This is a genomic window from Hahella sp. NBU794 (assembly GCF_050749805.1).
Lineage (GTDB): Bacteria > Pseudomonadota > Gammaproteobacteria > Pseudomonadales > Oleiphilaceae > Hahella.
Map to the genome: position 1 here is coordinate 2,429,715 of NZ_CP192738.1, position 26,003 is coordinate 2,455,717.

Annotated in this window: 33 protein-coding genes; 9 read left to right on the forward strand and 24 right to left on the reverse strand. The window is 51.5% G+C overall.

The annotated features are described in order from the left end of the window. Nucleotides 1-130 precede the first annotated feature (130 nt). A complete protein-coding gene (locus tag ACQYWX_RS10865; RefSeq protein ID WP_216735747.1) occupies nt 131-577 on the reverse strand; it encodes an NUDIX hydrolase in 447 nt (148 codons plus the stop codon). A 21-nt stretch (nt 578-598) separates the two neighbouring features. Then, nucleotides 599-1,207 (reverse strand): pseudouridine synthase, encoded by a 609-nt coding sequence (locus ACQYWX_RS10870; RefSeq protein ID WP_279502014.1) that lies wholly within the window; start codon nt 1,205-1,207, stop codon nt 599-601. Nucleotides 1,208-1,372: 165 nt separating this feature from the next. Between ACQYWX_RS10870 and icd the strand changes: the two genes are divergently transcribed. Then, nucleotides 1,373-2,632, forward strand: a complete 1,260-nt coding sequence (gene icd, locus ACQYWX_RS10875; RefSeq protein WP_216735749.1) for an NADP-dependent isocitrate dehydrogenase — start codon at nt 1,373-1,375, stop codon at nt 2,630-2,632. 209 nt (nt 2,633-2,841) lie between these two features. On the opposite strand, the gene ACQYWX_RS10880 is transcribed toward icd, so the two are convergent. Continuing rightward, entirely contained in the window at nt 2,842-3,192 is a 351-nt protein-coding gene (locus ACQYWX_RS10880) for a cold-shock protein (RefSeq protein ID WP_127969723.1), read from the reverse strand. A gap of 361 nt (nt 3,193-3,553) precedes the next feature. On the opposite strand from ACQYWX_RS10880, the gene clpS reads away from it, so the two are divergent. Together clpS and clpA are read left to right on the forward strand one after the other, a co-directional pair. Then, complete coding sequence (gene clpS, locus ACQYWX_RS10885) at nt 3,554-3,934, forward strand: ATP-dependent Clp protease adapter ClpS (RefSeq protein ID WP_216735750.1); 381 nt, start codon at nt 3,554-3,556, stop codon at nt 3,932-3,934. Nucleotides 3,935-3,952: 18 nt separating this feature from the next. Further along, the gene (gene clpA / locus ACQYWX_RS10890) at nt 3,953-6,232 is read left to right on the forward strand and encodes an ATP-dependent Clp protease ATP-binding subunit ClpA (RefSeq protein WP_216735751.1); all 2,280 of its coding nucleotides are present in this window, start codon (nt 3,953-3,955) and stop codon (nt 6,230-6,232) included. A gap of 156 nt (nt 6,233-6,388) precedes the next feature. On the opposite strand, the gene infA is transcribed toward clpA, so the two are convergent. The 9 genes from infA to ACQYWX_RS10935 form a co-directional block, all read right to left on the reverse strand. Next, nucleotides 6,389-6,607: a translation initiation factor IF-1 gene (gene infA / locus ACQYWX_RS10895; RefSeq protein ID WP_011396232.1), complete on the reverse strand. Its 219-nt coding sequence runs from the start codon at nt 6,605-6,607 to the stop codon at nt 6,389-6,391. Nucleotides 6,608-6,817: 210 nt separating this feature from the next. Continuing rightward, nucleotides 6,818-7,522: an arginyltransferase gene (locus tag ACQYWX_RS10900; protein WP_216735752.1), complete on the reverse strand. Its 705-nt coding sequence runs from the start codon at nt 7,520-7,522 to the stop codon at nt 6,818-6,820. A 2-nt stretch (nt 7,523-7,524) separates the two neighbouring features. Next, nucleotides 7,525-8,229: a leucyl/phenylalanyl-tRNA--protein transferase gene (gene aat / locus ACQYWX_RS10905; protein WP_279502008.1), complete on the reverse strand. Its 705-nt coding sequence runs from the start codon at nt 8,227-8,229 to the stop codon at nt 7,525-7,527. A 104-nt stretch (nt 8,230-8,333) separates the two neighbouring features. Then, nucleotides 8,334-9,284 carry a thioredoxin-disulfide reductase gene (gene trxB, locus ACQYWX_RS10910; protein ID WP_127969728.1) on the reverse strand — a complete coding sequence of 317 codons (951 nt, stop codon included), beginning with the start codon at nt 9,282-9,284 and terminating at the stop codon, nt 8,334-8,336. Between the two features lie 183 nt (nt 9,285-9,467). Then, entirely contained in the window at nt 9,468-10,376 is a 909-nt protein-coding gene (locus ACQYWX_RS10915) for an AAA family ATPase (RefSeq protein WP_127969729.1), read from the reverse strand. A 132-nt stretch (nt 10,377-10,508) separates the two neighbouring features. Beyond that, nucleotides 10,509-11,411: a carbon-nitrogen hydrolase gene (locus ACQYWX_RS10920; RefSeq protein ID WP_431688762.1), complete on the reverse strand. Its 903-nt coding sequence runs from the start codon at nt 11,409-11,411 to the stop codon at nt 10,509-10,511. Further along, the gene (locus tag ACQYWX_RS10925) at nt 11,411-12,445 is read right to left on the reverse strand and encodes an agmatine deiminase family protein (protein ID WP_431688763.1); all 1,035 of its coding nucleotides are present in this window, start codon (nt 12,443-12,445) and stop codon (nt 11,411-11,413) included. The genes ACQYWX_RS10920 and ACQYWX_RS10925 overlap by 1 nt, the downstream gene beginning before the upstream one ends. A 38-nt stretch (nt 12,446-12,483) precedes the next feature. Continuing rightward, nucleotides 12,484-12,777, reverse strand: a complete 294-nt coding sequence (locus ACQYWX_RS10930; RefSeq protein WP_431688764.1) for a hypothetical protein — start codon at nt 12,775-12,777, stop codon at nt 12,484-12,486. A gap of 132 nt (nt 12,778-12,909) precedes the next feature. Further along, complete coding sequence (locus ACQYWX_RS10935) at nt 12,910-13,521, reverse strand: PilZ domain-containing protein (protein WP_431688765.1); 612 nt, start codon at nt 13,519-13,521, stop codon at nt 12,910-12,912. A 176-nt stretch (nt 13,522-13,697) separates the two neighbouring features. On the opposite strand from ACQYWX_RS10935, the gene ACQYWX_RS10940 reads away from it, so the two are divergent. After that, nucleotides 13,698-14,939, forward strand: coding sequence for a lipoprotein-releasing ABC transporter permease subunit (locus ACQYWX_RS10940; protein ID WP_431688766.1), 1,242 nt, complete (start codon nt 13,698-13,700; stop codon nt 14,937-14,939). Then, the gene (locus tag ACQYWX_RS10945) at nt 14,932-15,627 is read left to right on the forward strand and encodes an ABC transporter ATP-binding protein (protein WP_279501998.1); all 696 of its coding nucleotides are present in this window, start codon (nt 14,932-14,934) and stop codon (nt 15,625-15,627) included. Before ACQYWX_RS10940 ends, ACQYWX_RS10945 begins: the two co-directional genes overlap by 8 nt. A 100-nt stretch (nt 15,628-15,727) precedes the next feature. Here ACQYWX_RS10945 and tal read toward each other — a convergent pair whose 3' ends face one another. Together tal and dusA are read right to left on the reverse strand one after the other, a co-directional pair. Beyond that, nucleotides 15,728-16,687, reverse strand: coding sequence for a transaldolase (gene tal, locus ACQYWX_RS10950; RefSeq protein WP_216735760.1), 960 nt, complete (start codon nt 16,685-16,687; stop codon nt 15,728-15,730). 27 nt (nt 16,688-16,714) lie between these two features. Further along, nucleotides 16,715-17,764: a tRNA dihydrouridine(20/20a) synthase DusA gene (dusA, locus tag ACQYWX_RS10955; RefSeq protein WP_431688767.1), complete on the reverse strand. Its 1,050-nt coding sequence runs from the start codon at nt 17,762-17,764 to the stop codon at nt 16,715-16,717. Between the two features lie 159 nt (nt 17,765-17,923). On the opposite strand from dusA, the gene ACQYWX_RS10960 reads away from it, so the two are divergent. Further along, nucleotides 17,924-18,694, forward strand: coding sequence for a hypothetical protein (locus ACQYWX_RS10960; protein WP_431688768.1), 771 nt, complete (start codon nt 17,924-17,926; stop codon nt 18,692-18,694). Here the strand turns inward: ACQYWX_RS10960 and ACQYWX_RS10965 are convergent. After that, nucleotides 18,668-19,827, reverse strand: a protein-coding gene (locus ACQYWX_RS10965; protein ID WP_431685671.1) for an IS3 family transposase whose coding sequence is annotated in 2 segments (ribosomal slippage) — nt 18,668-19,563 and nt 19,563-19,827 — 1,161 coding nt in all. Because the reading frame shifts where the segments join, the coding sequence is not laid out codon by codon here. The genes ACQYWX_RS10960 and ACQYWX_RS10965 overlap by 27 nt on opposite strands. 39 nt (nt 19,828-19,866) lie before the next feature. Here ACQYWX_RS10965 and ACQYWX_RS10970 point away from each other — a divergent pair. Continuing rightward, nucleotides 19,867-20,214, forward strand: a complete 348-nt coding sequence (locus tag ACQYWX_RS10970; protein WP_431688769.1) for a tyrosine-type recombinase/integrase — start codon at nt 19,867-19,869, stop codon at nt 20,212-20,214. Here ACQYWX_RS10970 and ACQYWX_RS10975 read toward each other — a convergent pair. The 9 genes from ACQYWX_RS10975 to ACQYWX_RS11015 all read right to left on the reverse strand — a co-directional run bounded on the left by ACQYWX_RS10975 (nt 20,138) and on the right by ACQYWX_RS11015 (nt 25,067). Next, nucleotides 20,138-20,473 (reverse strand): pyocin activator PrtN family protein, encoded by a 336-nt coding sequence (locus ACQYWX_RS10975; protein ID WP_431689510.1) that lies wholly within the window; start codon nt 20,471-20,473, stop codon nt 20,138-20,140. The genes ACQYWX_RS10970 and ACQYWX_RS10975 overlap by 77 nt on opposite strands. Nucleotides 20,474-20,499: 26 nt before the next feature. Continuing rightward, a complete protein-coding gene (locus ACQYWX_RS10980; RefSeq protein ID WP_431688770.1) occupies nt 20,500-20,910 on the reverse strand; it encodes a single-stranded DNA-binding protein in 411 nt (136 codons plus the stop codon). 34 nt (nt 20,911-20,944) lie between these two features. Continuing rightward, nucleotides 20,945-21,772 carry a DUF2303 family protein gene (locus tag ACQYWX_RS10985; RefSeq protein ID WP_431688771.1) on the reverse strand — a complete coding sequence of 276 codons (828 nt, stop codon included), beginning with the start codon at nt 21,770-21,772 and terminating at the stop codon, nt 20,945-20,947. Nucleotides 21,773-21,778: 6 nt separating this feature from the next. Continuing rightward, a complete protein-coding gene (locus ACQYWX_RS10990) occupies nt 21,779-22,114 on the reverse strand; it encodes a hypothetical protein (protein WP_431688772.1) in 336 nt (111 codons plus the stop codon). Between the two features lie 11 nt (nt 22,115-22,125). Further along, entirely contained in the window at nt 22,126-22,623 is a 498-nt protein-coding gene (locus tag ACQYWX_RS10995; RefSeq protein WP_431688773.1) for a siphovirus Gp157 family protein, read from the reverse strand. Beyond that, on the reverse strand, nt 22,623-23,351 hold the full coding sequence (locus ACQYWX_RS11000) for a hypothetical protein (RefSeq protein ID WP_431688774.1): 729 nt from the start codon (nt 23,349-23,351) through the stop codon (nt 22,623-22,625). Before ACQYWX_RS11000 ends, ACQYWX_RS10995 begins: the two co-directional genes overlap by 1 nt. Continuing rightward, entirely contained in the window at nt 23,338-23,703 is a 366-nt protein-coding gene (locus ACQYWX_RS11005) for a hypothetical protein (RefSeq protein WP_431688775.1), read from the reverse strand. The genes ACQYWX_RS11000 and ACQYWX_RS11005 overlap by 14 nt, the downstream gene beginning before the upstream one ends. Continuing rightward, nucleotides 23,700-23,954: a hypothetical protein gene (locus tag ACQYWX_RS11010; protein ID WP_216740566.1), complete on the reverse strand. Its 255-nt coding sequence runs from the start codon at nt 23,952-23,954 to the stop codon at nt 23,700-23,702. The genes ACQYWX_RS11005 and ACQYWX_RS11010 overlap by 4 nt, the downstream gene beginning before the upstream one ends. A gap of 420 nt (nt 23,955-24,374) precedes the next feature. Further along, the gene (locus tag ACQYWX_RS11015; RefSeq protein ID WP_431688776.1) at nt 24,375-25,067 is read right to left on the reverse strand and encodes a S24 family peptidase; all 693 of its coding nucleotides are present in this window, start codon (nt 25,065-25,067) and stop codon (nt 24,375-24,377) included. Nucleotides 25,068-25,167: 100 nt separating this feature from the next. Here ACQYWX_RS11015 and ACQYWX_RS11020 point away from each other — a divergent pair, with 100 nt between their 5' ends. Together ACQYWX_RS11020 and ACQYWX_RS11025 are read left to right on the forward strand one after the other, a co-directional pair. Then, nucleotides 25,168-25,362, forward strand: coding sequence for a Cro/CI family transcriptional regulator (locus tag ACQYWX_RS11020; RefSeq protein ID WP_216740568.1), 195 nt, complete (start codon nt 25,168-25,170; stop codon nt 25,360-25,362). 21 nt (nt 25,363-25,383) lie between these two features. Then, complete coding sequence (locus ACQYWX_RS11025) at nt 25,384-25,995, forward strand: hypothetical protein (RefSeq protein WP_431688777.1); 612 nt, start codon at nt 25,384-25,386, stop codon at nt 25,993-25,995. Nucleotides 25,996-26,003 lie beyond the last annotated feature (8 nt).

Genomic DNA, 26,003 nt, shown 5'->3' on the forward strand with positions numbered 1-26,003 from the left:
CTTAAACTTTCAGGGCTTGGATTGGCTAAGGGACGCCAAGGCTTCAGTGTGAAAAAACGCCCTATTATAGGCGTCCGCCGGCAAGATTTCTAAAGTTTCATTAACTGGCGCCTGATTTTTGGCGCAAGCCTTAGATTCTGTGGTGGCGAATCGTATCCAGAGGAAGGCGGCGACCTGCAAGATAATCTTCCAGACACAGCCTGACCAGATCGCTGCGCAGAGGGATATCGCCATTGATCAGTTGCGCAGGCGACAGCCAGAGGGTGGCGGTGATGTCCGGGTCCAGCGTGCGTCCGGTTTGTCTTAAGGGGCGAGCGCTGAAGCAGTAGCGATGGTAAACCGTCTCCGGATCGGGTGTATTCAGGACATATATGCCGACAAAATTTTCCAGTTCCACTTCCCAGCCGGTTTCTTCCAGCGTCTCACGTAGAACTGCGTCAAATATGCTTTCGCCTTTTTCGATATGGCCGGCGGGCTGATTCAGAACGGCGCGCCCATTAATCTCTTCCTCTACGAACAGGAATTTATCGTCTTGGGGAATGATCGCGGCCACGACGGCTCTGGGGCGCCACACCATAAAAATGCTCCGAATATTTGATTAGCGTTTTTTGAAACGAACAACTTTCTGAGGGTTTCTGCGACTGGAGGTTTGCGCTTTCTGCGGCGCGTGAACGTGTTCTTCCCGCCACTCTCCAGGCTCTAAGCCATTAATGCTCCAGGGGCCAATACTGTATCGGATCAGACGCAGGGTTGGAAACCCTACCGCGGCGGTCATACGACGCACCTGTCTGTTTCTGCCTTCAAAGAGGGTCAGGGCGATCCAACTGGTGGGGATGTTTTTACGTTGTCGGATGGGAGGGTCACGCTCCCAGACCTCGGGTGGGCTGATGAGGCTGGCGTGAGCAGGGCGGGTGGGGCCGTCATTGAGCATTACCCCTTTCTCCAGTCTACGCAATGCGGCTTCGCCAATGACGCCCTCGACTTGCACCCAGTAAGTTTTCGGGAGTTTAAATTTCGGTTGACTGATGCGCGCTTGAATCGCGCCGTCATCCGTCAGCAGCAGTAATCCCTCAGAGTCGTAATCCAGTCTGCCTGCGGCGTACACGCCGGGTTTGTCGATATAGTTGGACAGGGTGTCGCGTCCCTGAGAGTCGTTAAACTGAGTCAGAACGTTCATGGGCTTGTTGAATACGACTAAAGTAGCCATTGCTTGGAGTTACCAACTTCTGTAATAAAATTACGGTTTTCGCAGTGCTATACTATGGGTGCGGTAATAAAACTACAAAGCGCTCCCGCTTCACGCCGTTCGGTGGAAGCTTCTTTCTGTTCGATATTATGGAATAACACAAACCTTAAACCTACGGAGTAGAGAATGGGATACCAAAAGATCAGAGTTCCTGCCGACGGTGACAAAATCACAGTAAACGCGGACCTGTCCATGAATGTCCCCAATCATCCAATTATACCTTTCATCGAAGGCGATGGGATTGGCGTCGACATTACCCCTCCAATGATCAAAGTTGTCAATGCGGCTGTTGAAAAAGCCTATGGCTCCAAACGCGCCATCGCCTGGATGGAAATCTATACCGGCGAGAAGGCGACCAAGGTGTATGGGCCCAATGACTGGCTGCCTGAGGAAACCTTGGAGGTGTTGCGGGAGTTCTCTATTGGTATCAAAGGACCGCTGACCACGCCTGTTGGCGGAGGCATTCGCTCCCTGAACGTTGCGCTGCGACAGGAACTTGATCTCTATGTCTGTATGCGCCCGGTGCGCTGGTTCAAGGGTGTGCCCAGTCCTGTCGTGGCGCCTCAGAAGACCGACATGGTGATTTTTCGTGAGAACTCCGAAGATATCTACGCTGGCATTGAGTGGAAGGCGAATAGTCCGGAAGCGCAAAAAATCATCCGTTTTCTGCGTGAAGAAATGGGCGTCACCAAAATCCGTTTTCCCGACAATTGCGGTATCGGCATCAAGCCTGTGTCGGAAGAGGGCACCAAGCGTCTGGTGAGAAAAGCGATTCAATATGCGATTGATAATGACAAGCCGTCAGTGACTCTGGTTCACAAAGGCAACATTATGAAGTTCACCGAAGGGGCGTTTAAGGACTGGGGATATGAATTGGCGGTGGAGCGCTTCGGGGCGGAACCCCTGGATGGCGGGCCATGGCATGCGTTCAAGAATCCAAAAACCGGCCGTCAGATTGTTATTAAAGACGTTATCGCCGACGCATTCCTGCAGCAAATCTTGATGCGCCCGGAAGATTACAGCGTCATTGCGACACTGAACCTGAACGGCGACTACATTTCCGACGCTTTGGCGGCGGAAGTGGGGGGAATTGGCATTGCGCCAGGCGCGAATATTGGCGGCAGTGTGGCGTTGTTTGAAGCGACGCATGGCACGGCTCCCAAGTACGCTGGCCAGGACAAGGTGAATCCTGGGTCGTTAATTCTTTCCGCTGAGATGATGTTGCGTCATATGGGATGGGAAGAAGCGGCTGATCTGATTTTGAATGGCATGGCCGGCGCTATCGAGGCGAAAACGGTAACTTACGACTTCGAGCGTTTGATGCCGGACGCGACATTGCTGAAAACTTCTGAGTTTGGCGATGCGGTAATCAGGCACATGAAGTAGGATTTTCCGTGCAGCGGAAACTAAAAGCCCCGCATGCAGCGGGGCTTTTTTTCGCCATCTCGTTTATGTCTATCGCCATGATCTGACGTACATAATAGTTGATGGCGCAAAGGCGGTGATTTGGCCGATTGATGTCGCAAGCAGGGCAAAACACGCCCCGTACAAGCCGGAGCATGTTTGGAATTTCAAGTATCCGGATGGTTGCTAAGCTAAGCGCTTGCGGCCATTGGCGTTCTTGAATTCTCTTTTGATTTATTCTCGACTGATTCGGTTTTTGCGGCGCTTTCAGGGCCTTCCGCAGTCTCCGTTTCAGGATCGTTCGAGGATTTTTCTGGTTCGGATTCTAGCGGAACAATATTGACCGCGTGGAATCCTTTGCCGCTGGGCTGTGCGTCAAAATTAACAGCTTGTCCCGCTTTCAGCGTCTTGTATCCTTCCATTTGGATTGACGAGAAGTGGACGAACAGATCTTCTTTGCAGAGATCGCCGTTTCCTTCATCAGCGATGATAAAGCCGTAGCCCTTGGCATTATTGAACCATTTTACTTTACCTTGAGGCATGATCGACTCCCTTGTCTCCATAGAGATGGGCTTTTACCCTAGTTATTTTTGTCTATTGGCCAGTCCACTCTAATTTTACTACTTTCGCTTTACTACTAAAGCACCGGTAGCAGCAGTACAACAATTCGAGTATCTCGGCCTAGTTTGCTACCAAAGCAGATAGTATTATAAAGCAGCGCATATTGAAAGTAACCGGCCAAAAGGCTGGGCCCATTGAAGTTTGGATGGGGCGACTCCACTTTTATAATTGGCGTATAGTGTAGTTGGCGGGCAGTTATTGTGTTGCAAAAAAGAGCTCAGAGCTGGTTGCCGGAAAGTTACGAACTACTGTAAAAATTTAACTAAATTATTCAATCCGGCTATGGGTAAAGTTGAAAATAGTCTACTAATATTAAATCAGGACAACGATGGCCTGGAGGATGAAGGGAACCAAGATGGGGACCACCCCGGGAGTCTAGCGCTAGCGCCTGAGAAACCGGCGCTGAAGCGGCCTTCGATGTATCAGGTTGTTATGTTGAATGACGACTATACACCGATGGACTTCGTTGTTGAGGTGTTGATAACGTTTTTCAACATGTCGGAACCTAAGGCTACGCAAGTTATGCTGGCGGTGCATACCCAAGGGCGTGCAGTATGTGGAGTGTTCACCAGGGATATCGCTGAGTCGAAGGCGGCTCAGGTAAACCAGTACTCGTCCGAGTGTGAACACCCTCTGCTATGTGAGATAGAAAGAGCGGATTAGTCATTCCTGAGGTGCCAAATGCTAAGTAAAGACCTCGAATTAACTCTTAATGCAGCTTTCAAAAGCGCGCGCGAGAAACGTCATGAATTCATGACGGTCGAGCACCTTTTGCTTGCCCTGCTCGACAATGATTCTGCGCTGAAAGTGTTAACAGCATGCGGCGCGGATCTGGGTCAGCTGCGTAACGAGCTTTCGGAGTTTGTTGATTCGACTACGCCGTTGATTCCGAACAATGATCCAGAGCGGGAAACTCAGCCGACTCTTGGGTTTCAACGGGTACTTCAAAGAGCCGTATTTCATGTCCAGTCATCAGGCAAGAAAGAAGTGACTGGCGCTAATGTTCTGGTCGCTATTTTTAGCGAGCAGGAAAGTCAGGCGGTGTACGTCCTGAAGAAACAGAACGTCGCTCGTATTGATGTGGTTAACTATATCAGTCATGGCATTTCCAAAGTTTCCGGCGACCGTGAACAGGATGAGGAACACGAACACCAGGAGGAAGGCTTGGAAGAGGGCGGCGGTTCAAAACCTTTGGAATCGTACGCAACCAATCTGAATGAGCAGGCCAGACTGGGGCGGATTGATCCTTTAATCGGTCGTGACAAAGAGCTGGAAAGAGTCATGCAGATTCTTTCGCGTCGTCGCAAAAACAACCCGCTGTTGGTGGGGGAGGCTGGCGTTGGTAAAACCGCCATTGCTGAAGGTTTGGCGAAACAGATCGTTGAAGGTAACGTGCCGGACATCATTAAAGATGCGGTAGTCTATTCTCTGGACCTGGGCGCCCTGTTAGCGGGTACCAAGTACCGTGGCGACTTTGAAAAACGCTTCAAAGCGTTATTGAAAGAATTGAAGCGTCAAACCAAGTCCATTTTGTTTATTGATGAAATTCATACCATCATTGGCGCTGGCTCAGCTTCCGGTGGCGTTATGGACGCATCAAACCTGTTGAAGCCGTTGTTGAGCTCCGGTGAGATTCGCTGCATCGGTTCAACCACCTTCACTGAATTCCGCGGCATATTTGAGAAAGACAGCGCCCTGGCGCGTCGTTTCCAGAAGATTGACGTGGTGGAGCCCTCTGTTAACGATACCTATCTGATTCTGAAGGGCCTCAAAAGACAGTTCGAGAAGCATCATGAAGTTGAATATACCGACGCGGCGCTTCGTTCCGCGGCGGACTTGGCGGATCGCTATATCAATGATCGCCATATGCCGGATAAGGCGATTGACGTCATTGATGAGGCGGGCGCCAGTCAAAGGCTGAAGCCCGAGGCTGATCGCGCTAAGATCATTGATATTCATATCGTTGAGAGCGTCGTGGCGTCAATCGCCAGGATTCCACCAAAAACCGTTTCTTCTTCCGACAAAGACAAGCTGCGCAATCTGCAGCGTAATTTGAAGATGGTGGTGTTTGGCCAAGACCCTGCAATTGAGGCCTTGGTGACCGCTATCAAGCTCTCCAGAGCGGGGTTGAAGTCGGACGGTAAGCCTGAAGGCTCATTCCTGTTTGCTGGCCCTACAGGGGTTGGTAAGACGGAGGTGACTCGTCAGTTGGCCAAAATTCTGGGTGTGGAGCTGGTGCGTTTTGACATGTCTGAGTACATGGAAAGGCATACGGTTTCCCGTTTGATTGGCGCGCCTCCTGGCTATGTCGGGTTTGATCAGGGTGGTTTGTTGACCGAAGCGGTTAATAAGAATCCTCATTGCGTATTGCTGCTGGACGAGATAGAGAAGGCGCATCCGGAAGTCTTTAACCTGCTACTGCAGGTAATGGACCACGGCACTCTAACTGACAACAACGGTCGCAAGGCGGATTTCCGTCACGTCATTCTGGTGATGACCACCAACGCTGGCGCTGAGGAAATGAGTCGTCGCTCCATTGGCTTCCGTTCTCAGGACCACACGACTGATGGTATGGAGATCATTACCAAGACCTTTACGCCTGAGTTCAGAAACCGTCTGGATGGAATCATTCAGTTTGGCCCATTGGACACCACTACGATTACTCATGTGGTGGACAAGTTCCTGACCGAGATGCAGGCGCAACTGGACGAGAAGCGCATCCTTCTTGAGTTTGATACCGAAGCCAAAGCCTGGTTGGCGGTGCACGGATATGACGAGAAGATGGGGGCGAGGCCCATGGCTCGACTTATTCAGGAGAATATCAAGAAGCCTCTCGCCGAACAGATCCTGTTCGGAGATTTGGCGGAATGCGGCGGCACCGTGTTTATCAGTGTGAAGGACGACAAGTTGGACTTCAAATATGTGCCGGAGCGTGAACTGCTGGACGAGTCTACGCCTTAATTGGAAGGGTGTTGGAAACTAAAAAAGGGGCGGTAAGCCCCTTTTTTATTTCGCCTGCTTAAATCGCCAGATAATTACTGGTGATTTACGAATTTTCCCAACTGCAGAACGTGTTAAACAGTTCAGGAGGCGATTTGGGAGAATTAATGTGAGGTATTAGCGGGCGCGGTATACGATGCGACCTTTGCTCAGGTCGTAGGGGGTCATTTCTACTTTGACTTTGTCTCCAGTCAGAATGCGGATGTAGTTTTTACGCATTTTTCCGGAGATATGGGCAGTAACGACATGACCATTTTCGAGTTGAACCCTGAACATTGTATTGGGAAGGGTGTCAATGATGGTCCCTTCCATTTCAATATTACCTTCTTTCGCCATTCAGCTTTGTCCTCATGAAATTCGTGTTAAGCGCAAAAAGTTAAAAAATAGTAAGCGCTTTTTTAAGAGAGCGAATTTTGCCTTAATTATAACCAAAGTGCAAAAGCCAATTCTTTATTATCTGGATAATCAGCCCCTATTTCGCAAAATTTTCGGGTTGACGCGGGGATAAGGGTGTTATGTAGCCAGGAGATGTATGAAAGTTGGGCGTTAAATAGTAATCCAGGAATCTCTGACTAACACTTGAATAGGGCGGTAATTGGTTTTGTAGGACATTTTTCGACAGCCTCGTATCCAGTATCCCAGATATAAATAGGGGAGGCGTTGTTCGCGGGCGAACTGGAGTTGCCACAAGATGGCGTAGACGCCAAGGGCGCGTTTATCCTCATTCGGATCAAAGAATGTATAGATTGCGGAGAGGCCGTCTGTGGTTCTGTCTGTTACCGCGATGGCGAGCAGTTTGTTGTCCAGGCGGAACTCGATAAACAAGGTTTCTGACCGCGCCTCCAGTAAGAATGACTCATACTGGTCCAGTGTGGGAGGGTACATATCGCCGTCCTGATGTCGGGCGCTGATGTAGCGTTGGTAGAGTGCAAAGTGCTCTTGTTCGAACTGAGCGGAGCGCAGACGTACCGTCAGGTCTGAGTTGCGCTTCCAGGTGCGTTCCTGGCTGCGTGTACGGTTGAATTCCTCCGTGGGGATGCGCACGGCGATACAGGCGTTGCAACCATTGCAGCGAGGCTTGTAGTAGTGGTTGCCGCTGCGACGGAAACCCAGTTGTGACAACCGGGTGTACAGATCCACGTTGATGTCCGCTTTAGGGTCCACGAACATGGTGGTGGCCAGGCGATCGTCAAGGTAACTGCACGGGTGTTCCGGCGTGGCGTAAAAAACCAGAGTCCTTAAGTTCGACATCGTCAGCAGCCTGTGGGGTCTATCGTCATCTTCCAGGGGTGAGAGAAATCGGCTCGCACCTCTATTTCTAGTATAGATAAAAACTCTTTTCTTGAAATCTGGCAAGCCCCTAAAGAGAGAAGGTGTGGATTGGGCACCTGACAGTCAATTAATCGATAGCCCCAGGCGTGTAATTGTCGGACCAAGGTGATGAATGCGGCTTTGGATGCGTTGGTTTCTCTGGAGAACATGGACTCGCCAAAAAAGCAGCGTCCGATGGCGAGACCATACAATCCGCCAACCAGTTCGGACTCCCGCCATACTTCAATGCTGTGAGCGACGCCAATCTGATGGAGATAGCTATATGCCTGAAGCATGTCAGGGGTGATCCAGGTTTCGTCTGAGTAGGAACGAGGCGCGGCGCAGGATTGCACTACCTGACTGAACTGCTGGTCGAAGCTGTAAGTAAGTCCGCTGTTACGCAAAAAACGGCGCATGCTGCGGGATATATGCAAGTCTTCGTGTCGAATGATGCAGCGAGGATCGGGAGACCACCAAAGTATCGGCTGGTCGTCGCTGAACCAGGGAAAAATGCCGTTTTCATACGCCAGACGTAAGCGGGCGGGATGGAGATCTCCGCCGACACAGAGCAGGCCGTTTGGGTCCTTCAAGGCGCTGTCAGGATGAGGAAACCATAGGTTTTCATCTAACCAGGGTAGGGCGGGCATAGAAATGAATCTTGCTGGGCTTGTTTTAATACACAATATCGAAGAAAGCGTAAACAAAAACGCCCATTTGGATTAATGGGCGTTTAGTCGCATTCCCGGTGGGATTATTGGTCCAGGAACTTCTCGGCGTCAAGAGCGGCCATACAGCCAAAGCCCGCCGAAGTTACCGCCTGGCGGTAGATATGGTCGGCAACGTCGCCTGCGGCGAATACGCCGGGTACGCTGGTTTGGGTCGCATTGCCTTCAGAACCGGAGCGAATTTTGATGTAGCCGTCTTTCATATCCAGTTGGCCAGCGAAAATGTCGGTATTGGGCTTATGGCCAATAGCGATAAATGCGCCAGTCACTTCCAGCTCCTGAGTGCTGTCGTCTTTGGTGCTGCGCAGGCGCAGGCCCGTTACGCCGGAGTCGTCGCCCAGGACCTCGTCCAGTGTGTGATCCCAAACAATTTTGATATTGCCGTTCTGCTCTTTTTCGAACAGTTTGTCCTGCAGGATTTTTTCCGCCCGCAACTTGTCGCGGCGGTGCACCAGGGTGACTTCCGCTGCAATATTGGACAAGTAAAGCGCTTCCTCGACTGCAGTGTTGCCGCCGCCGATAACTGCGACTTTCTGCTTGCGGTAAAAGAACCCATCGCAGGTGGCGCAAGCGCTGACGCCTTTGCCTTTAAATGCTTCTTCAGAATCCAGGCCAAGGTACTGCGCGGAGGCGCCGGTGGCGATAATCAGCGCGTCACAGGTGTACTCGCCGTTGTCGCCTTTCAGGCGGAACGGGCGCTGGCTCAAGTCAGTTTCGTTGATGTGGTCAAAAATGATTTCGGTGTCAAAGCGCTCTGCGTGCTTTTGCATGCGCTGCATCAGCTCAGGGCCTTGTACGCCAGCATCGTCGCCGGGCCAGTTATCTACATCCGTGGTGGTGGTCAATTGTCCGCCCATTTGCATGCCGGTGATAATGACCGGATTCAGGTTGGCGCGGGCTGCGTAAACCGCAGCGGTGTAGCCGGCGGGGCCGGAGCCTAGAATAAGCAGTTTGATGTGCCTGGTTTCTTTACTCATTGACGTTCCTTAATGCTGAAATAAAACAATGCCTGGTACGGACCCCTTGCCGCTGTATCCAATGATCCCTGTGGCTGGAAGGCATCAAAAATAATGCGCCTAAAGTACCATATTTGTTTAACTGGATTGATTATATTTGGTTATGGGGCATATAGAGCCACGTAATTATGGGTGAAGCGGTTTTTAGACCACTGTCACCTCTCTTAGAATTTGCGTCGACAACGGATAGTGCTCCGCGCGGCTTGAGCCTCCGAGCCGGTGCTCGACGACAGCTGGCAGGACGGTCTGAACGTCGTCAGGAAGCACGTGCTGGCGTCCCTCCAGCAATGCCCAACCTTTGGCCGCGCGCAGGAGTGCGATGGCTCCACGAGGCGATATGCCGTCTTTAAAGCCGCTGTGGCTGCGAGTATAGGCGATGATGCGCTGGATATAGTCTATGAGCGGGTCAGTGGCTCGCACTTCCAATACTTTCGCCTGCAGATCCGCCAACACGTCCGGCGGCATGACAGGCTGCAGCTTGCTCAGCAGTGAGCGACGGTCACTGCCTTTCAGTAGTTCACGCTCAGCTTCCGGCGGCGGGTAGCCGAGATGAATGCGCATGAAGAAGCGATCCATTTGCGACTCCGGCAGCAAAAAGGTGCCGGACTGGTCGGATGGGTTCTGCGTCGCAATGACGAAGAACGGCTTCGGAAGCGTGTAAGTGGTTCCTTCGACGCTGATCTGGCGCTCTTCCATGGCTTCCAGCAAGGCGCTCTGAGCCTTTGGCGTGGCGCGGTTGATTTCGTCGGCCAGCACCAATTGCGCGAAAAGAGGTCCTTTATGAAAAGTGAACTCGCTTTTGTTCTTATCGAACAGGTTAATCCCAATCAGGTCGGACGGCAGCAGATCGCTGGTGAACTGCACCCGGTTGTAACTCAGGCCCAGCGTTTGCGCCATGGCGTGGGAAAGCGTGGTTTTGCCCATGCCGGGCAGGTCTTCTATCAGCAGGTGCCCTTGGCAGAGGAGGGAGGTGAGTGCGAGCCTGATCTGGTGCTCTTTACCTAAAACGACTTTGCCAATCTGTGCGACGGCCTGTCTGACGGTTTCTGTCATGGTTCGTCCAATCAGTGATTAACGGTCATCAGTCGGCTGCGCGCCGCGCTGACTGTTTGAGAATTATAGTCGCGCCAGGATAATTTGGGCGCTAAATAGAGAAGCGGACGTATAGTCCGCTTCTGGCTCTAACTAGTCGATGTAACGACGAGTCAGGTCTTGGTAGGCGTCTACTCTGCGATCGCGCAGATAAGGCCAGATGCGGCGGACATCATCCGTGCGCTGCAGGTCAAGCTCAGCGGCGATTATCTGCACGCTTGAGTCATCGGCCTGACGCAGGATTTCGCCCTGTTGGCCAGCGATAAAGCTATTGCCCCAAAACAGGCTGCCGGGAGACTGTTGTGAAGGGTCGGGCTCTTGGCCGACCCGGTTGGCGACGATTACCGGCAATCCGTTGGCGACTGCGTGTGCGCGCTGAATGGTGATCCAGGCGTCCAGTTGGCGTTTGTGTTCGGCTTGATCGTCGCGCACGTCCCAGCCGATAGCGGTTGGATAGATCAGCATGTCTGCGCCGGCCAGCGCCATTAATCTCGCCGCTTCTGGATACCACTGATCCCAGCACACCAGTACGCCCAGTTTACCGACAGAGGTCTGGATTGGCTTGAAGCCCGCCTCGGCATCAGCATCGCCAGGCGTGAAGTAAAACTTCTCGTAGAAGCCGGGATCGTCGGGAATATGCATTTTGCGGTATTTACCGACCAATGATCCGTCTTTCTCCAATACGACCGCCGTATTGTGGTAGAGGCCTGGGGCGCGCTTCTCAAATAAAGAGCCAACGATCACTACATTGTGCTTGCGCGCGCACTCGGACAGGAACTCGGTGGTCGGGCCGGGAATCGACTCCGCCAAATTGAATACGTCCACATCTTCTGTTTGGCAGAAGTACAGGGTGGCGTGCAGCTCCTGTAATACAATCAATTCAGCGCCTTGCGCCGCAGCCTGGGCGATTAGCTCCGCCGTCAGGGCAAGACTTTTTTCTTTCTCGGGAAAGCTCTGCTGCTGGAGGGCCGCCACCTGTAAGGTGGTTTTTTTCATCAGATCACTCCCTCTGGTAATTGCATGGTGACGCAGTGGAGACTCCCATGCTGTTCAATCAGGCTGCGGCAGTCAATGGCTTCAATAGTACGGTCAGGGAAGCATGACTGAATGGCGTTCAACGCCGCCTCGTCCTCGGGAAGGTCGTAGACAGGAACCAGGACTGCCTCATTAATGATCAGGAAGTTGGCGTATGTCGCTGGCAGGCGATGACCGTCTTCGTCATAGCAGGCTCGCGCCATGGGTAGTGGAACCAGTTTGTAAGGCGCGCCGTCCGCATCGACGAATGACTGCAGTTGCTTTTCCATTGCAGACAATTCCACGTAGTGCTCATCTTCCGGGTCCAGACACTGTACATAGCAGATAGTGCGTTCGTCGCAGAAGCGGGCGAGCGTATCAATGTGGCTGTCGGTGTCATCCCCGGCCAAATAGCCGTGATCCAGCCACAAAGTGCGTTGGATGCCCAAGTGTTCCGCCATGACGGCTTCCACTTTTTCCTTGGTGGCGTCCGGGTTGCGCGTCGGGGTCAACAGGCAGGCGGAGGTGGTTAGCAATGTACCTCGACCATCCGTTTCAATGGAGCCGCCTTCCAGAATATAAGGAATATGGCGCAAGGCTGCGCCATCAAACGCGCCCAGCTCGTAAAGCGTAGCGGTTATCTGGTCGTCTTTTTCGGAGTCAAACTTACCGCCCCAGGCGTTAAAGTGGAAATCCAGCAGCACCGGCTCGTCATTGTCATAAATGGTGATAGGCCCGTGGTCCCGGCTCCAGGTGTCGTTCGACGGGGCGCAGAACAGCGCCACTTTTTCAGGAGGTACGCCGTTTTCGTGCAATGCGTCGGCGATCGCCTCCAGGCGCGGAAATGACTGACAGTTAATAACCAGATTCTGGTATTTGCATACCGCAATGGCGATATCCAAAAAAGTTCTGTCAACTTCTTCCAGGCGGTCAGCCCAGTCGGTTTGCTCATGAGGCCAAGTCAGCAGAACGGCGCACTGCGGCGCCCATTCAGGAGGCAGGACAATAGTGCTCACTGGTTAATCCATCGTAAACAGTTTAAGGGGCGAGTAGTTTACGGTTTGACGGGCTTAAGTACAGTATGAATTACGCGATCGCCCTCAAAATATACGGAATAGTTTCCGTACTCCCACACTGTGATAGGCGGGTCGCCTACCGGGCCTTTAACATGAGAAGGGCTGCCGTAGCGTTTTTCCACCGCGCTCATAGTTAGGCCAGTGCGTGGCGTTTCCATGCTGGCGTTTGATGAGCCTTGTTGCATGATGGGGGTGACTAGCTCATCGGCGTTGGCCAATGGCGCGAGACTGATTAAAGCGACAGCGAATAACTTATTCCAAGAATTTAGCATCGACTTATTCCTAAATTCGTTTCTTTAACATACTAGTCTAGCTGTATTTAGCTGATTAGACACTTAAAATTTCATACGCAAGTCTTTGTCATTAATTGAGTAATGCTCTTGGATTTGCGTCATGGCGACATCTTATTCCAGTTGGCGCCTGCGTTGCTGTTGCTGGGTTCTCAGAATGTGTCTTGCAACGATTTGTCGCTGTGATTCACTAAAATTAATGAAATTGACTCGCGTGATAAATCCGTCGCCGTTTTCTTGTTCATGGCTTAGAACATGCTCTGGATGCTCCCTGACGGACTCGGAGCTGACGACTTCCGCTTCGGTCAGAATGGATATATAGCTGGGCACCAGCGTCGCCTTAAGAATCAGCTGCTGTCCCGCACGCTCCTGGCGGGGGCTGACAAAGGCCATGCCGCCCTCGCTCAGGTCGATAAACTGCAGTCTATCCTCATTGATGTCCGTCTCCACCAGCGCGAGCGTGCGGGCGATCAAGTCGACTTTTTTGTTGAGCGCTTTCAGCAATGCAGCGAGGGAACGGTCCTTTTCCGCAACATGTCCCATCAGCTTGGCGGTCTCCAGATCCAGGCTTTGCAACTCGTTCAGCATTTCGAAATAGACAGGGTGCCGATAGAACTCCGCCATTGAGTGATTGCTTGCAGTGCGTTCCTGATACTCAACCAAAGCCTGGTCATGAATTCGATAATAATCCCTCCGGTTATCTGATGTGGCGTCTGAATCGGACATATTAATAAACCGTAGTAGTGAAACACTTATTAATAGATTATAGTTTTACGCCGCTTAATTTGGGCTAATTAACTTATCATCTTAAGCGGCCAGTCGGACGCTCCCATCCGATCACACTTTCAGGCGGCGATTTAAGCCCGCCAACAAGCCAACCATTAATACCAGGTGCTCTGTGGATGTATAAACCCTTATCTCTATTTATAGGCTTGCGCTATACCTCGGCGAAGCGAGATAACCACTTTATTTCTTTTATCTCCTTGACGTCCATGATTGGGTTGATTCTTGGAGTGCTGGTGCTGATTACCGTCATGTCCGTCATGAATGGTTTTGACCGGGAGTTGCGGCAGCGGATATTGGGTATGGTTCCGCACGCGGTGATTAAGAGCCATAACCCTATAAGTAGCTGGGAGGAGGTCAAAGAGTTTGCTTTGCAACATCCGCAGGTAGAAGGCGTTGCCCCATTCGTATATGCGCAAGGCATGGCCACCGCGTCGGGAAATGTGCATGGAATCATGATCAACGGTATTGATCCCGAGGCGGAGAAAGGTGTTTCCATCGTTCAGGATCACATCACCTCTGGCAGTCTTGATGATTTGAAGCCTGGGGAGTTTGGTATTGTTCTTGGCGACATTTTGGCTAGCTACATGCGCGCCAGAGTGGGAGACAAAATCACGGTCATATTGCCCGAAGCTTCGGTAACTCCTGCTGGAGTGTTCCCTAGAATGAAGCGGTTTACAGTGAAAGGGATATTCAGCGTTGGTGCGGAACTGGATAGTACGCTGGCGATTATCAATATAGAAGATGCAGCCAAGATAAAGCGCTTGGGAGATTCTGTTGAGGGTGTGAGACTTAAGCTGAAGAACTTGTTTGATGCTTCAAAAGTGTCCCGCACAATTGTGGCGGAATTAGGGAGTGGGTACTACGCAAGCGACTGGACGCGGACGCACGGTAATTTGTTTCAAGCTATCCAAATGGAAAAGACCATGGTTGGATTGCTGTTGATGTTCATCGTTGCGGTGGCGGCGTTTAACATTGTTTCCACTCTGGTAATGGTTGTGACGGACAAGAAAGCGGATATTGCAATATTGCGGACGATGGGGGCGACCCCCGGTAATATTCTGCGCATTTTCATGGTCCAAGGTCTGTTTATAGGGGTTGTGGGCACTGCCTTGGGGGTGCTGCTAGGTTGCCTGCTGGCGCTTAATATCAGTGATATGATCGCCTGGTTTGAGAAAGTGGCGGGTATTCAGTTACTAAGCTCCGATGTGTATTTCATCAGTTACCTCCCTTCTGATTTGCAATGGGGAGATGTTGGGTTGATTAGCGCAGTAACCCTGACTATCAGCTTTGTTGCGACTATGTATCCCGCATGGCGCGCGTCCAAAATCGAGCCGGCGGAGGCGTTAAGGTATGAGTAGTCCAGTATTGGAATGCCAATCTGTGCATAAAGTATATGTTCAGGGGAAGGAGTCTATCGAAGTTCTGCGTGGCGTTAATATTTCGCTTTACCCAGAGCAGACCGTCGCTATTGTCGGCGCATCCGGTTCGGGTAAGTCCACGTTGCTGAATATTATGGGCGCTTTGGATCATCCAAGTTCGGGCTCTATTCGCATCTCGGGACAGGACGTGCACGGTATGGATGAAAAAGCCAAGGCCAAACTGCGGAACGCGCACGTGGGTTTTGTCTATCAGTTTCACCACCTCTTGCCTGAGTTCAGTGCGCTGGAAAATGTCTGCATGCCTTTGTTGTTGAGAGGTGTGGCGGTCAAGGAAGCTAAAAAGGAAGCAGAATACTGGCTGGAGCGTGTGGGTTTGTCGCACCGCCTTAAGCATCGTCCTGGGCAGCTGTCTGGTGGTGAGCGCCAGCGAGTAGCGATAGCGCGTGCGCTTTCTCCCAGGCCGTCCTGTGTTTTGATGGACGAACCTACCGGTAACCTGGACCCGGATACTGCGGATTCTGTGCAGGCGCTGTTATGGGATCTGGTGCGTCAGAATCAGACCGCGTTTGTGCTGGTGACTCATGATTATGGGCTGGCGGCGCGTATGGATGAACAATACTCCTTAAAAGAAGGCGTACTGGCGAAAGTGGATCGCAACTCTTTGTAGAGTAACCTTTGCGGCGCATGTCGTTGTGGGATTAAAAAAGGCGGGTTCTTTATAGAAGCCCGCCTTTTTTATTGGGGTTACCCTGGAAGCTCTGCCAAGTTTAGCCCATTTTCTTGAGCAGCATTTGCTCTAGCTTAACTTGATCTTCGGCGAACTTGCGAATGCCTTCGGCCAGTTTTTCGGTAGCCATTGCGTCCTCGTTCATCCCCCAGCGGAAAGTGGCTTCAGTAATCGGCGCATCGCGTTCGGCGCTAGGCTGCTCAGAGGATAGGGCGCGGGTCAATTCGCCGGAATCAGCTTCCAGGTCATTCAGCAGTTCTGGGCTGATGGTCAGCTTGTCGCAGCCTGACAGGGCTTCAATTTGTCCAGCATGACGGAAGCTGGCGCCCATTACGATAGTGTTGTAACCACGTGATTTGTAGAACTCGTAAATAGATTTGACTGACACTACGCCAGGATCTTCGTCAACGGAAATCTCGTCTTTGTTCCACTTGGCTTTGTACCAGTCATAGATGCGCCCAACAAAAGGCGATATCAGGAATACGCCAGCCTCGGCGCAGGCAACCGCCTGAGTGAAGGAGAACAGCAACGTCAGGTTGCAGCGAATGCCTTGCTTTTCCAGCACTTCCGCAGCGCGAATACCTTCCCAGGTAGACGCGATTTTGATCAGAATGCGGTCTTTGCCAACGCCGACGTCATTGTAAAGCTTGATCAGCTGCTTGGCTTTTTCGATGGTGGCGTCAGTGTCAAAGGACAAGCGAGCGTCCACTTCCGTGGAAATATAACCCGAAATGACTTTTGAAATTTCTTTGCCGATAGATACGGACAAGTAGTCGATAGCGTGGGCGACGGCCTCTTCAGGCGTAGCGGATTGTTGCTTGCCATAGTTGAGCGCGTCATTGACCAGGCTTTCGTAGACGGGAAGAGATGCGGCCTTCAACAGTAGCGAAGGGTTGGTGGTCGCGTCGTCGGGTTTGTGCTTTTTGATTGCTTCGATATCACCCGTGTCAGCGACAACGGAAGTCATTTGGCGTAATTGCTCGAGCTTGCTTAAAGCCATTGTATTTTTATCCCTGGGTTGGTTCTTTCAGACCGCCTCGGAGGCGGTGTTCAGAGAGTTGGACTGTTTGTAAGAAGATACTATATCTAAAGCTTCTCTAAAAACAGTCGGTGAGGCAGTGCGTTTGATGGCGTTTTCGCTTAAATATCTGCGAAACTGTTTCCCACCTTTTTGGCCATGAAACAAACCCAGCGCGTGTCGCGCCATATGCCAGACCGCAACGCCGTTTTGATAGTTGCGTTCGATATACTCTAAAAACTGATAGCCGATATCCGTAGCGCTGAAGCTCGGCGGCGGAGTGTGAAACAGACGGTGGTCCACGTCCGCCAGCATCCATGGGCGCTGATAGGCTTCGCGCCCGATCATGACCCCATCGACTTCCTGCAGGTGGCTTTCCGATTCGTCCATGGTTTTGATGCCGCCATTGATAATGATCTCGAGCTCAGGAAATGTCTGCTTGATCATATAGGCGCGCGGATATATCAGCGGTGGAATTTCGCGGTTTTCCTTTGGGCTGAGTCCTTTGAGAATCGCCTTGCGCGCATGAATGATAAAGGTGGAGCATCCTGCTGCTTTGACGGTGCGGACAAAATTCAACAAGAACTCTTCGGAGTCCTGATCATCAATGCCTATGCGATGTTTGACCGTCACCGGGATGGAAACAGCGGAGCGCATGGCGGCCACGCATTCCGCCACTCGCTCAGGATAGCCCATCAGGCAGGCGCCGATCATATTGTTCTGTACGCGGTCGCTGGGACATCCCACATTCAGGTTGATTTCATCATAGCCCCAGTCTTCGCAAATCTTGGCGCACTCCTTCAATTCATCAGGATTGCTGCCGCCAAGCTGCACGGCGACAGGATGCTCTTCCGTGTTGAAATCCAGGAAGCGATGACGGTCCCCATGTATGATGGCTCCAGTGGTCACCATCTCGGTATATAAATAGGTATGCTTGGAAAGGAGGCGGGCGAGGTAACGATAGTTCCTGTCCGTCCAATCCATCATCGGGGCTACGGAAAAGCGACGAAGTCCTGAAATGCCTGAATCTATTGGCTTAGTGCTTGATTTTGTTGACATACTGCGTTGTATAAAACTGTACTTTCTTGTGCAAAATTAGGCGGTTTTATACAATTGGTGCACCAAGCGTGCACCATGATCCACTAAAAATGCACCATGGAATTATAGGAAAGTGCACCAGCAATTGCGGTGCAAAATTCGTCCGGAAGGCAGTATAACATGGCAACCATCATCAAGCGTAAAGCCAAAGACGGCAGTACCCGCTATAGAGTGCAAATTAGAGTAAAAAAAGGAGGGGAGGTTGTTCATAGCGAGAGCGCTACTTTTCCAACTATAAAGCTAGCTAAGGAATATGAACGTCGCAGGGAGACTGAACTAGATCAGCCTGGGGCGATTGAGAGATTGCAGTTTAGCGGCCTGACGGTTCGCGACGTGCTGCAGTGGTACTTTGATGAGTATCATGAGGTTTCAGGGTTTGGCGAATCTAAAGCGTCTCATTTTAAAATGATGATAAATATGGAGCCTTTTGCAAGTATAGAGCTGATTGCCCTGACCACGGCGCACCTTGTAGATCACCTTAAGGATCGTCGCAAAACTGTATGTGCTTCTACGGCGAACAATGATTTGGTTTGGCTTCGGGTGGCGTTTCGAACTGCCAAATCTCATTTTCCTGACTACCCAATTAATTTGCAGGCTGTTGAAGATGCAGTAGTGATCGCACGTAAACACAAACTTGTGGCGAAGTCTGCACAGCGTGATCGTAGGCCCACGGCTGAAGAGTTGGCTTTACTCTCAGATTATTTCATGCGGCGCGATAAAAGCTCCTCAATTCCTATGCATGACATTATGTGGTTTGCAATCTATTCGGCGAGAAGGCAGGGGGAGATTGTTAAACTAAAGTGGACTGATAACCATGATGATGCTCGGGTCGGATTAGTAAGGAATGCGAAACACCTGTTCTGGTCAAATCCCACCGGACACTTTCTTTAGAGAGTTTTCATAATTAACCGGCGACATATCATTGTTCGCCGTATGCAGTCTTTCGAGGTTGTAATACCTCATGTAGGCTGCGACATCCTGCTTCATGTGTTCCCGGGTGGGCTGGGGGATTTTTAATATCCAGTCATGCTTAAGGCTACCAAAAAAGCGTTCAACCACCGCATTGTCCCAACAGGCTCCTACATCGCCCATACTTGCCCTGATTTCATACTTTTCCAGCAGTTTTCGATAATGTCCGCTGGTGTACTGAGAGCCCCGGTCACTATGGAATACCAGGCCCTTGGGCGGCTTCCGCAAATTGTAGGCCTTGATCAGCGCCTGGCTGACCAGGCTCGTTGTCATGCGCTTATCGATGCGCCACCCGACGATCCTTCGGGAATATAAATCCATGACAATGGCCAGATATATCCAGCCTTCTCCTGTTTTCAGATAGGTCACGTCGCCAGCCCAAACCTGATTGGGCGCGGTAGGATTAAAATTCTGATTCAACAAGTTATCCGCCACCGCATGATGGTGTTTGCGCCTTGTAGTGGCTTTGTAAGCAACGCGTTGCGTGACCTGAAGACCAAGCCGCCTCATGAGCTTGCGAACCCGGTAGCGTCCCACCTGAAAGCCTTCTTCGCGTAGCTTCTTCATCATCTCTCGACTGCCCAGACTGCTTCGAGAAGCGTTAAACAGTCGCTTCATTCGCCGATGCAGATGCAGCTCATCAAACCGGATCACCGGCGCGGAGCGCCGTCGCCAGGCATAGAATGCTGATCGACTTGCACGCAGAGCCCGGCAAAGCACTTTCACAGGGAAGCGATTCGACTCTGCCTGAATGAAGGCGAACTTTATTTCATTTCTTTCGCGAAGAAGGCCGAAGCCTTTTTTAGAATTTCCTTTTCCATGCGCAGCTCTTTGTTTTCTTTGCGAAGCCGTTTTAACTCGGCGCGCTCGTCTTCAGCCAGAACCTGATTTTCAAGTTGAGCTTCAATCTTTTCCTTCCACTTGTAGAGCATATTGGCGCTAATGCCGAGGGATTTAGCCGCTTCTGGGACGGAATAACCTTGGTCGCGCACCAAGGAAACGGCCTCTTCTTTAAACTCTTTTGTATACTGCTTATACGACTTTTTCTGACTCATGCTGACACCTTAATCGTTGACGGGTATTGTCTCTTATTAATGTGTCCGGGACTATTAGACCACTACAACCCAACTAAGAAAGATGGCAATCATAAAAAGTTCAAATATACCAATGAGGCGTGGGAAATCGTCCAGCGTCAGCCGCGAGATAGTGAGTATATCTTCCCGTACATCGAGGGCACTATTAGTTCGATTTTTACTAGGGCCTGCCGTATCAATGGTATTGAAGACTTGAGGTTTCATGATCTAAGGCATGAGGCGACGAGCCGGCTCTTTGAGGCCGGCTACAGCATAGTAGAGGTGCAACAGTTTACGTTGCACGAGAGCTGGGGAGTTTTGAGGCGGTACACAAATTTGAGGCCCGAGAACCTGGAGTTAAGGGCTTAACGTTAAACCCATTAATGGCGGCCCAGCTCTTGGCGGCCTCTTCTCTCTGGTTATCAATCCAGTTCGCCAAATCGTGAACGTGAACAATCCACTCTGAAGCGTTAGATTTTGCGCGGTATACAGCAAAGGGAAATTGCTGTGCGCGAGCCTTTCTTTGTATCTCCGTGCGGACAGTAATGTTCAGATACTTTTCAGCAATTACGGTGAGCGGTATCTGGCTTGTTTCGTATTCGGCCATTAATAAGAATGCAGTATTCATAATTTCCTTATCTTTCTTTGTGTCATTCAAAAAGGAATGTCGTCGTCAAAGTTGTCGTATGCCTGGCCTGTGGCTGGCATCTGGGCTGGTGGCGGCGTTGCTGGCCTGTATGGTTGCGGCGCAGGCTGGGTTTGTTTCGGGCTCGCAAAGTCGATCTTAACTATCTTGCAGCGAATCTTGGCGCTGGGTGTGCCGTCGCCTTTGGTGAACTGCTCCAGCTCCAGATCGTCAGCTGTCACGACCAGCTTTGTGCCTTTGGTCAGATGCGGCTCCATCGAGATTGCCCGGTCACCCCATAGCGCGCCGTCGATCCACTGGGTCCGCCTGTTGTCGCCGTGGCCGATGCTGTAGGCGAGGGCGAGCGTAGCCACTGCCTGTCCGCTTGGTGTGTATCTCAGTTCGGCGTCACGCCCGAGGGCGCAGAGTTTGATAAACATATAATCTCCAGAAAGGGGCGAAGCGCCCCGTTAATTACGAGCGGATTTTTCCCAGGTAGGAACGAACTTTCAGGCCGCTGAAACCTTCAGCCAGTAACGCCTTAAACTCCTGCGCGATCTTCTCCCGTTCGGCTTCCCACTGAACAACCCGGAACAAGACTGAGACGCCGCCTTGCTTATCGTTGTTGCTGACACCGAGGCGGATTTGAAAGGCGCGCTCGCCCAGTCCGTCATAGGGAATGCAACGGAAAATAAGCGTGTGCGGCATGACCTCTTTGCTCTTGGCTTCGATGGACTCCATAGCGCTACGTTGGGTTCTGAAGTCGCCTTGCTCGTGTTCCGTGGTCCGGGTGGCTTCAATGGTGATCCGACGAATAGCGTTGATTGCGGTTTTAATGTGCATAGTGGCGCCGCTTTCGTCTTTGGCTTCGATGTTGTCGTGCCAGTCCTCAATCCATTCCGCAGCGGCCTTTTGCGAGACCTTCGAACTGTTAACGGCCTGCAGGGCTTTAAAAGCGGCGGTGTGTTGCAGGTCCAGTGTCGCTTGGTGATCGCAATGTCCTGGCGCTTCGACGGTCCCCATATCGAATACGGTTGTGGCGCTCAGCTCTTGGTTGGCCGTGTCGATGAAGCAGGACGCGCCGTCCACGTCGAACTCGGCGACGTATTTCTGGTAGTCCTGAATGCTGGTTGTGCTCATCTTGGCCCGGTAGCGGGTCCGCGTCGGCATGTGGCTTTCAAGGCTTCTAACATCAAATCCCGAAGGCAGGGCGACCAAGGGAGTGCTGGTCCTGGTCAGGTTCTCGCTCATGTGTTGAGCCAGAGCGGTGTCCTGAATGTGTTTGATTGCTGTCATGTCCATAGTGTCTTACTCCGCGTGAATGTTGCCGTGTTTGTCGAATAGTTGGTTTTGCCCTTCGGGAAAGAGCGTGAGCTTGCCTTTGCTGCCTACATGCATAGGCGTCTGCGTGCTGTCTTCCTCGGATGTTTTCCCTCTGCTGGTGGGAGCCATGAAGGACAGCTTGTGGCCAATCGAAACTTGGTAGCTGTTGCCGATGCGGCTTATATCAAGCTCTATCTTCACCTTGCCGGTTTTGTTGTGCTCGACGACGCCGGAGGCGACAAGGGATAAGGCGTGGCTAAGCTTTTCCTCAAAGACGCCGCCGTCCAGATCGGCGATGAAATTTGTAACGTTCGTTGTCATGGTCTGCTCCGTTAATTGATGCGTATGGCGCTTTTGACGCGCTCCAGTCTGGCGCCGGGAATGTTCACGCCTGCTTTCAGCGCCTTGGTAATGCTCGCCTTGTTGGGTTTTACTTCCGTCTTCACGTCCACGTATTCATCGGGTAGGGCGCTTTCGTCTTCGATAGCGGCGGTCTCCCTGCCCTTAACGTAAGAGATGGAAAACAGCGGACAGCTGATATTCTTGATCCCTGTGCGCTCCATGTTTTCCCGCAGGTAGTCCGTCACTTGTTCCTGACGGTTTTCTAAGGTTTTCTTGCGGGCCTGTAGGCGCTTTATCTCCGTATCTACTGCCTTAATGTCGGGCTCCAGATTGCGGATGAAGTGCGCGACCGAGACAGCCTTGTCCTGAAACTCTCCCTCGATGGCGTCCAGCGTATCGACAACGGCCTGTTTCAGGTTGGCGTCGTCGCCGGCGTCTAGGTTTTGCAGCTCCAGCAGCTTGCCGGTGATTTTGTATAGCTCCGTCATCAGGCGGCCTCTTGTTCTTCCAGTTCCGCTTTCTTGCGGTCCTTGGCCAGTGTCAGGCGCTTAATCCCGGCGGTGTCTCGCTTGGCTTCCAGCTTCCGCAGAGCGGACTTAAACACGCCCGCCAACATGTTCAGATTGACGGACTCATTCATCAGCCGGATGTTTTCATCCAGCCAGGCTTGCGCCTTGGCTTTCTGGCGCTCTTTGGCTTCCACTTGGTTAACCGCTGTTTCGATTTCGACCTCTTGGGCGACCTGCTCGACATAGTTAAAGTCGTCATACAGTCCCATGTGGATGTCGGCGCCGAAGCCTAAAACAGACAGAGCTTTAGAGAGCGCATCCGTCAGCGACTTTTTAGGCGCTTCCGGGTCTGTCTGGATGCCGTGCCGGGTTCGGAATACGTAGGGAGTGTGGCCATAGTGAACGACCTCTCCGCGCTTGCCGTCGACTTCATACCAGACCGCCAGCTTGATAGTGTGGATCTTGCTCATCACAAGCGGCTGACCTTCTACGCCCAGGTTAAGAGGCGCGCCTTCGTCGAACCTTTCCTCCAGTACCGTGTAACCCCAACCCGTTCCGACCGGCCCGAATTGCTCCGTAGCTTTGCGGTGCAGATAGGTCGGGTTGATGCTGGTCCCAGTGAAGCCACCGGCGCCGGTGTATTTCTTGGTGTAAGCGGGGTCAGTCTTTTGGACTGACTCCCATAGTTGCAGGTTAGTGGTGGGCATACGCTTGGTGTTCCTCGTAGCGGTCAATCGCTATGTCTTCCTGCTCTTGTTTGTAGGCAGCGTCAGCCAGATATTTGCCAATGCTATATGCAGCGCTGTCGATCATCTGCTTACAGGAGTTAACCGCAGCGCGGCGGCCTTGTTTGTCGTCGCGGGTCTGGTAGATCAAGGACAACACGGAGTCGATATCGTCGCCTTGCTTTACTTCGTCTAGCACATCTTGAAAGCCCCACTTCTGGCCGTTCACATGTACGCGCCTGCCTTCCAGTAGATCCTCCGCGATGGACTTAGCCGTGCTCTCCAGAATGCGCTCTTTGATCTCTTGTCTTTCCATGTAGTCCATGTATTTCATTGCTCTAAGTCCTTCTGAAGTTGGGTAATGATGTTTTGTAGTTCGGCGATCTTCCGGTCGCGCTCCTGAATGGCTGAGTTGGCGTCGACCAGATCGTCATGGCTGCATTCCAGATCAAATACCAAGTCGCTGTTCTTATCTCGTAAGTCGTCCAGTCTGTAGAGGATGGCTTCAGCCTCGACCGCGCACTTGATCATGAGGGCGTTTAGAAGCTCTCTGTCTGTCATGTGGGTGAGTAGAGTTCCGTTCATGTGTGGTCCTTATTGGTAGATAGCGACTGGAAACTTGGCGTTAGGGTTAACGGCCTTGATGGCTCGTTTGCTCTTGTATTGGGCCAGTCTGGATAGGTTGCTGATTGGTCCTTGGTGTGGAGCAACTGCAACTGAAATTTCTTTGTGGGCTGCGGAGTGCAGGGCTTTTCTGGTGTCTAGCATTCTTGTCCCTCAATCGTTCAACTTAATGAAGGTGAGTTTAAAAATGTAAACAATGAAGGTCAAGCAAAATGTTTAATATATTAAACGTTTTTTTGTTTGGCTAAAAAAAGACCCGCTGGAATAAGCGGGTCAGTTCAGGGATGTTTAATATTTGGGCGAGGTTCTAATTCGGGGATGTTGGCGTTTAAGTGTAATTTGTTTTGCCGTTAGAGCCCTGATCCTTGTTCTCATAGTTCGTTAGATCATAACGGAGTACCAAAAAGCTTTTCCTAAAACTCGGACATGCTTAAGGCTTTCCCCTGTGATTAACTCATCTGGATATTCAGCAACGTTGTAGCATTTCAATCTAAATCCACCGCCCGGTGTTCTATAAACCAACCGAACCAGAGGCATTCCGTTATGGTCAATTCCGTATAGCTTTCCGTCCAATATTTCTGTGTTGGACGTGTCTATGCCAACGACTGTGCCATTGGGCAAAACAGGCTCCATGCTTGGGCCTTTGACTTCTATGCATGCTGCGTGCTCAGGAGTAATTCCACGCTCTTTCAATACAGGTATTGGATAGCGAAGCTTGGCTCCTTGAATATCTAACTTGATGACGCTGCCGCTACCGTTCGACAACTTTACTTCGGTATAAAAAGGCAACTCTATTTCATCCTCCTTTAATGGGTCTCCTTCTTCCCAAAATTCCACCGTGCCCATCCATTCGGCTCTTCTTTCAGGCCCTTGGCTTTCTACGCCAGTAATGAGCCAATTAGGATCACATTTCAGCACCTTGCTCAGCGCAATTAGATTCTGGCCGCTTGGTTTGCTTAATCCACTGATCCAATGGCTAACAGCCCCTTTCGAGACGCCGGCCTCTCTTACGATTTGCGCAGCTTTTAGGCCTAAAGCCTGCATGCGCTGTTTGATGCGGTTTGATGTATCCATGTTTATTATTGTAAACACCTGGGAGTGTACAATCCTTGACTGTTTTTGTTCAACCTTTTAATCTTGCGTTTAATTTATTAAACAAAATAAGGTTGAACCAATGAAGAAAGCTATCGCAATTCACTACTTTGGCAGTCAAAAGGCGCTCGCAGATGCTTTGAACCTCCATAAGTCCGCCATTTCACAATGGGGCGACACGATCCCGGAGCTTCGCGCTTTCCAGTTAGAGAGGCTGACAAACGGCAAGTTAAAGCATGAGCCGAATGTAGCCGCCGAAACGACACGGTCAGTTTAAGAGCAGGGAGGCTTTTAATTCATGAAACAGCAATCACGCCTAAAACTGCTTATGTCCGCCGTTAACCGCTGGCTGGAACAACCCAAAGCGAGCCGGGCGACTATCTGCGGCGAAATCGTTCAAGCGGCTAACGACTGCGGACTGTCTGAAATCCTTAAAAACGAAGGGATTACGTTTAACCGGTCTGACGACATCTATAACGACATGCGCGTCAACGCCCAAAAGATCTTCCGCTGGCTGGGTCAATACGACGGGATACACGCCTTCCTTGATCGTTTGTGGTGTCTCGAGCCCGCCATTGTTGCGGCCATGCCTGAAGCCTTGCGCCTGTCTTATCTGAATGACGTGTTCGGGGTTACCGGGGTTGTGGTGTGTAGTCGGCAAGTGAGTTGCGAGCATATCGACGCCACCCGCATGGCGGCATGCCTAACCAAAGAACAGATGGAAGCCCAGGTGTCCGTCATTGAGTTGGGCATACACCCGGACCTCGAATCCGCCCGTCGCGCCTATCAGGAAGTGTCCGAAGCGGTCGCCACTGGTGCGGCTGTACTGGGCGAGCTGGAAAGAACCTATCCCGAGCTGAACTATAAGGGCGCTGCAATGGCTGCCCGCTCTCACGCAGTTATCAACTAGGAGGTTGA

Coding starts and splice junctions, on each gene's coding strand:
- ACQYWX_RS10995 (WP_431688773.1), bottom strand. CDS start 22,623: ATGACGGAGCTATACAAAATCACCGGCAAGCTGCTGGAGCTGCAAAAC.
- dusA (WP_431688767.1), bottom strand. CDS start 17,764: ATGTCAACAAAATCAAGCACTAAGCCAATAGATTCAGGCATTTCAGGA.
- aat (WP_279502008.1), bottom strand. CDS start 8,229: ATGCCCGCCCTACCCTGGTTAGATGAAAACCTATGGTTTCCTCATCCT.
- trxB (WP_127969728.1), bottom strand. CDS start 9,284: ATGAGTAAAGAAACCAGGCACATCAAACTGCTTATTCTAGGCTCCGGC.
- ACQYWX_RS10945 (WP_279501998.1), top strand. CDS start 14,932: ATGAGTAGTCCAGTATTGGAATGCCAATCTGTGCATAAAGTATATGTT.
- clpA (WP_216735751.1), top strand. CDS start 3,953: ATGCTAAGTAAAGACCTCGAATTAACTCTTAATGCAGCTTTCAAAAGC.
- tal (WP_216735760.1), bottom strand. CDS start 16,687: ATGGCTTTAAGCAAGCTCGAGCAATTACGCCAAATGACTTCCGTTGTC.
- ACQYWX_RS11015 (WP_431688776.1), bottom strand. CDS start 25,067: ATGGATACATCAAACCGCATCAAACAGCGCATGCAGGCTTTAGGCCTA.
- ACQYWX_RS10990 (WP_431688772.1), bottom strand. CDS start 22,114: ATGACAACGAACGTTACAAATTTCATCGCCGATCTGGACGGCGGCGTC.
- ACQYWX_RS10940 (WP_431688766.1), top strand. CDS start 13,698: ATGTATAAACCCTTATCTCTATTTATAGGCTTGCGCTATACCTCGGCG.
- ACQYWX_RS11010 (WP_216740566.1), bottom strand. CDS start 23,954: ATGAACGGAACTCTACTCACCCACATGACAGACAGAGAGCTTCTAAAC.
- ACQYWX_RS10980 (WP_431688770.1), bottom strand. CDS start 20,910: ATGTTTATCAAACTCTGCGCCCTCGGGCGTGACGCCGAACTGAGATAC.
- ACQYWX_RS10985 (WP_431688771.1), bottom strand. CDS start 21,772: ATGGACATGACAGCAATCAAACACATTCAGGACACCGCTCTGGCTCAA.
- ACQYWX_RS10920 (WP_431688762.1), bottom strand. CDS start 11,411: ATGAAAAAAACCACCTTACAGGTGGCGGCCCTCCAGCAGCAGAGCTTT.
- clpS (WP_216735750.1), top strand. CDS start 3,554: ATGGGTAAAGTTGAAAATAGTCTACTAATATTAAATCAGGACAACGAT.
- ACQYWX_RS11025 (WP_431688777.1), top strand. CDS start 25,384: ATGAAACAGCAATCACGCCTAAAACTGCTTATGTCCGCCGTTAACCGC.
- infA (WP_011396232.1), bottom strand. CDS start 6,607: ATGGCGAAAGAAGGTAATATTGAAATGGAAGGGACCATCATTGACACC.
- ACQYWX_RS10865 (WP_216735747.1), bottom strand. CDS start 577: ATGGTGTGGCGCCCCAGAGCCGTCGTGGCCGCGATCATTCCCCAAGAC.
- ACQYWX_RS10975 (WP_431689510.1), bottom strand. CDS start 20,473: ATGAATACTGCATTCTTATTAATGGCCGAATACGAAACAAGCCAGATA.
- ACQYWX_RS10870 (WP_279502014.1), bottom strand. CDS start 1,207: ATGGCTACTTTAGTCGTATTCAACAAGCCCATGAACGTTCTGACTCAG.
- ACQYWX_RS10970 (WP_431688769.1), top strand. CDS start 19,867: ATGTGTCCGGGACTATTAGACCACTACAACCCAACTAAGAAAGATGGC.
- ACQYWX_RS10915 (WP_127969729.1), bottom strand. CDS start 10,376: ATGACAGAAACCGTCAGACAGGCCGTCGCACAGATTGGCAAAGTCGTT.
- ACQYWX_RS11020 (WP_216740568.1), top strand. CDS start 25,168: ATGAAGAAAGCTATCGCAATTCACTACTTTGGCAGTCAAAAGGCGCTC.
- ACQYWX_RS11000 (WP_431688774.1), bottom strand. CDS start 23,351: ATGCCCACCACTAACCTGCAACTATGGGAGTCAGTCCAAAAGACTGAC.
- ACQYWX_RS10900 (WP_216735752.1), bottom strand. CDS start 7,522: ATGTCGAACTTAAGGACTCTGGTTTTTTACGCCACGCCGGAACACCCG.
- icd (WP_216735749.1), top strand. CDS start 1,373: ATGGGATACCAAAAGATCAGAGTTCCTGCCGACGGTGACAAAATCACA.
- ACQYWX_RS10935 (WP_431688765.1), bottom strand. CDS start 13,521: ATGTCCGATTCAGACGCCACATCAGATAACCGGAGGGATTATTATCGA.
- ACQYWX_RS10880 (WP_127969723.1), bottom strand. CDS start 3,192: ATGCCTCAAGGTAAAGTAAAATGGTTCAATAATGCCAAGGGCTACGGC.
- ACQYWX_RS11005 (WP_431688775.1), bottom strand. CDS start 23,703: ATGAAATACATGGACTACATGGAAAGACAAGAGATCAAAGAGCGCATT.
- ACQYWX_RS10960 (WP_431688768.1), top strand. CDS start 17,924: ATGGCAACCATCATCAAGCGTAAAGCCAAAGACGGCAGTACCCGCTAT.
- ACQYWX_RS10930 (WP_431688764.1), bottom strand. CDS start 12,777: ATGCTAAATTCTTGGAATAAGTTATTCGCTGTCGCTTTAATCAGTCTC.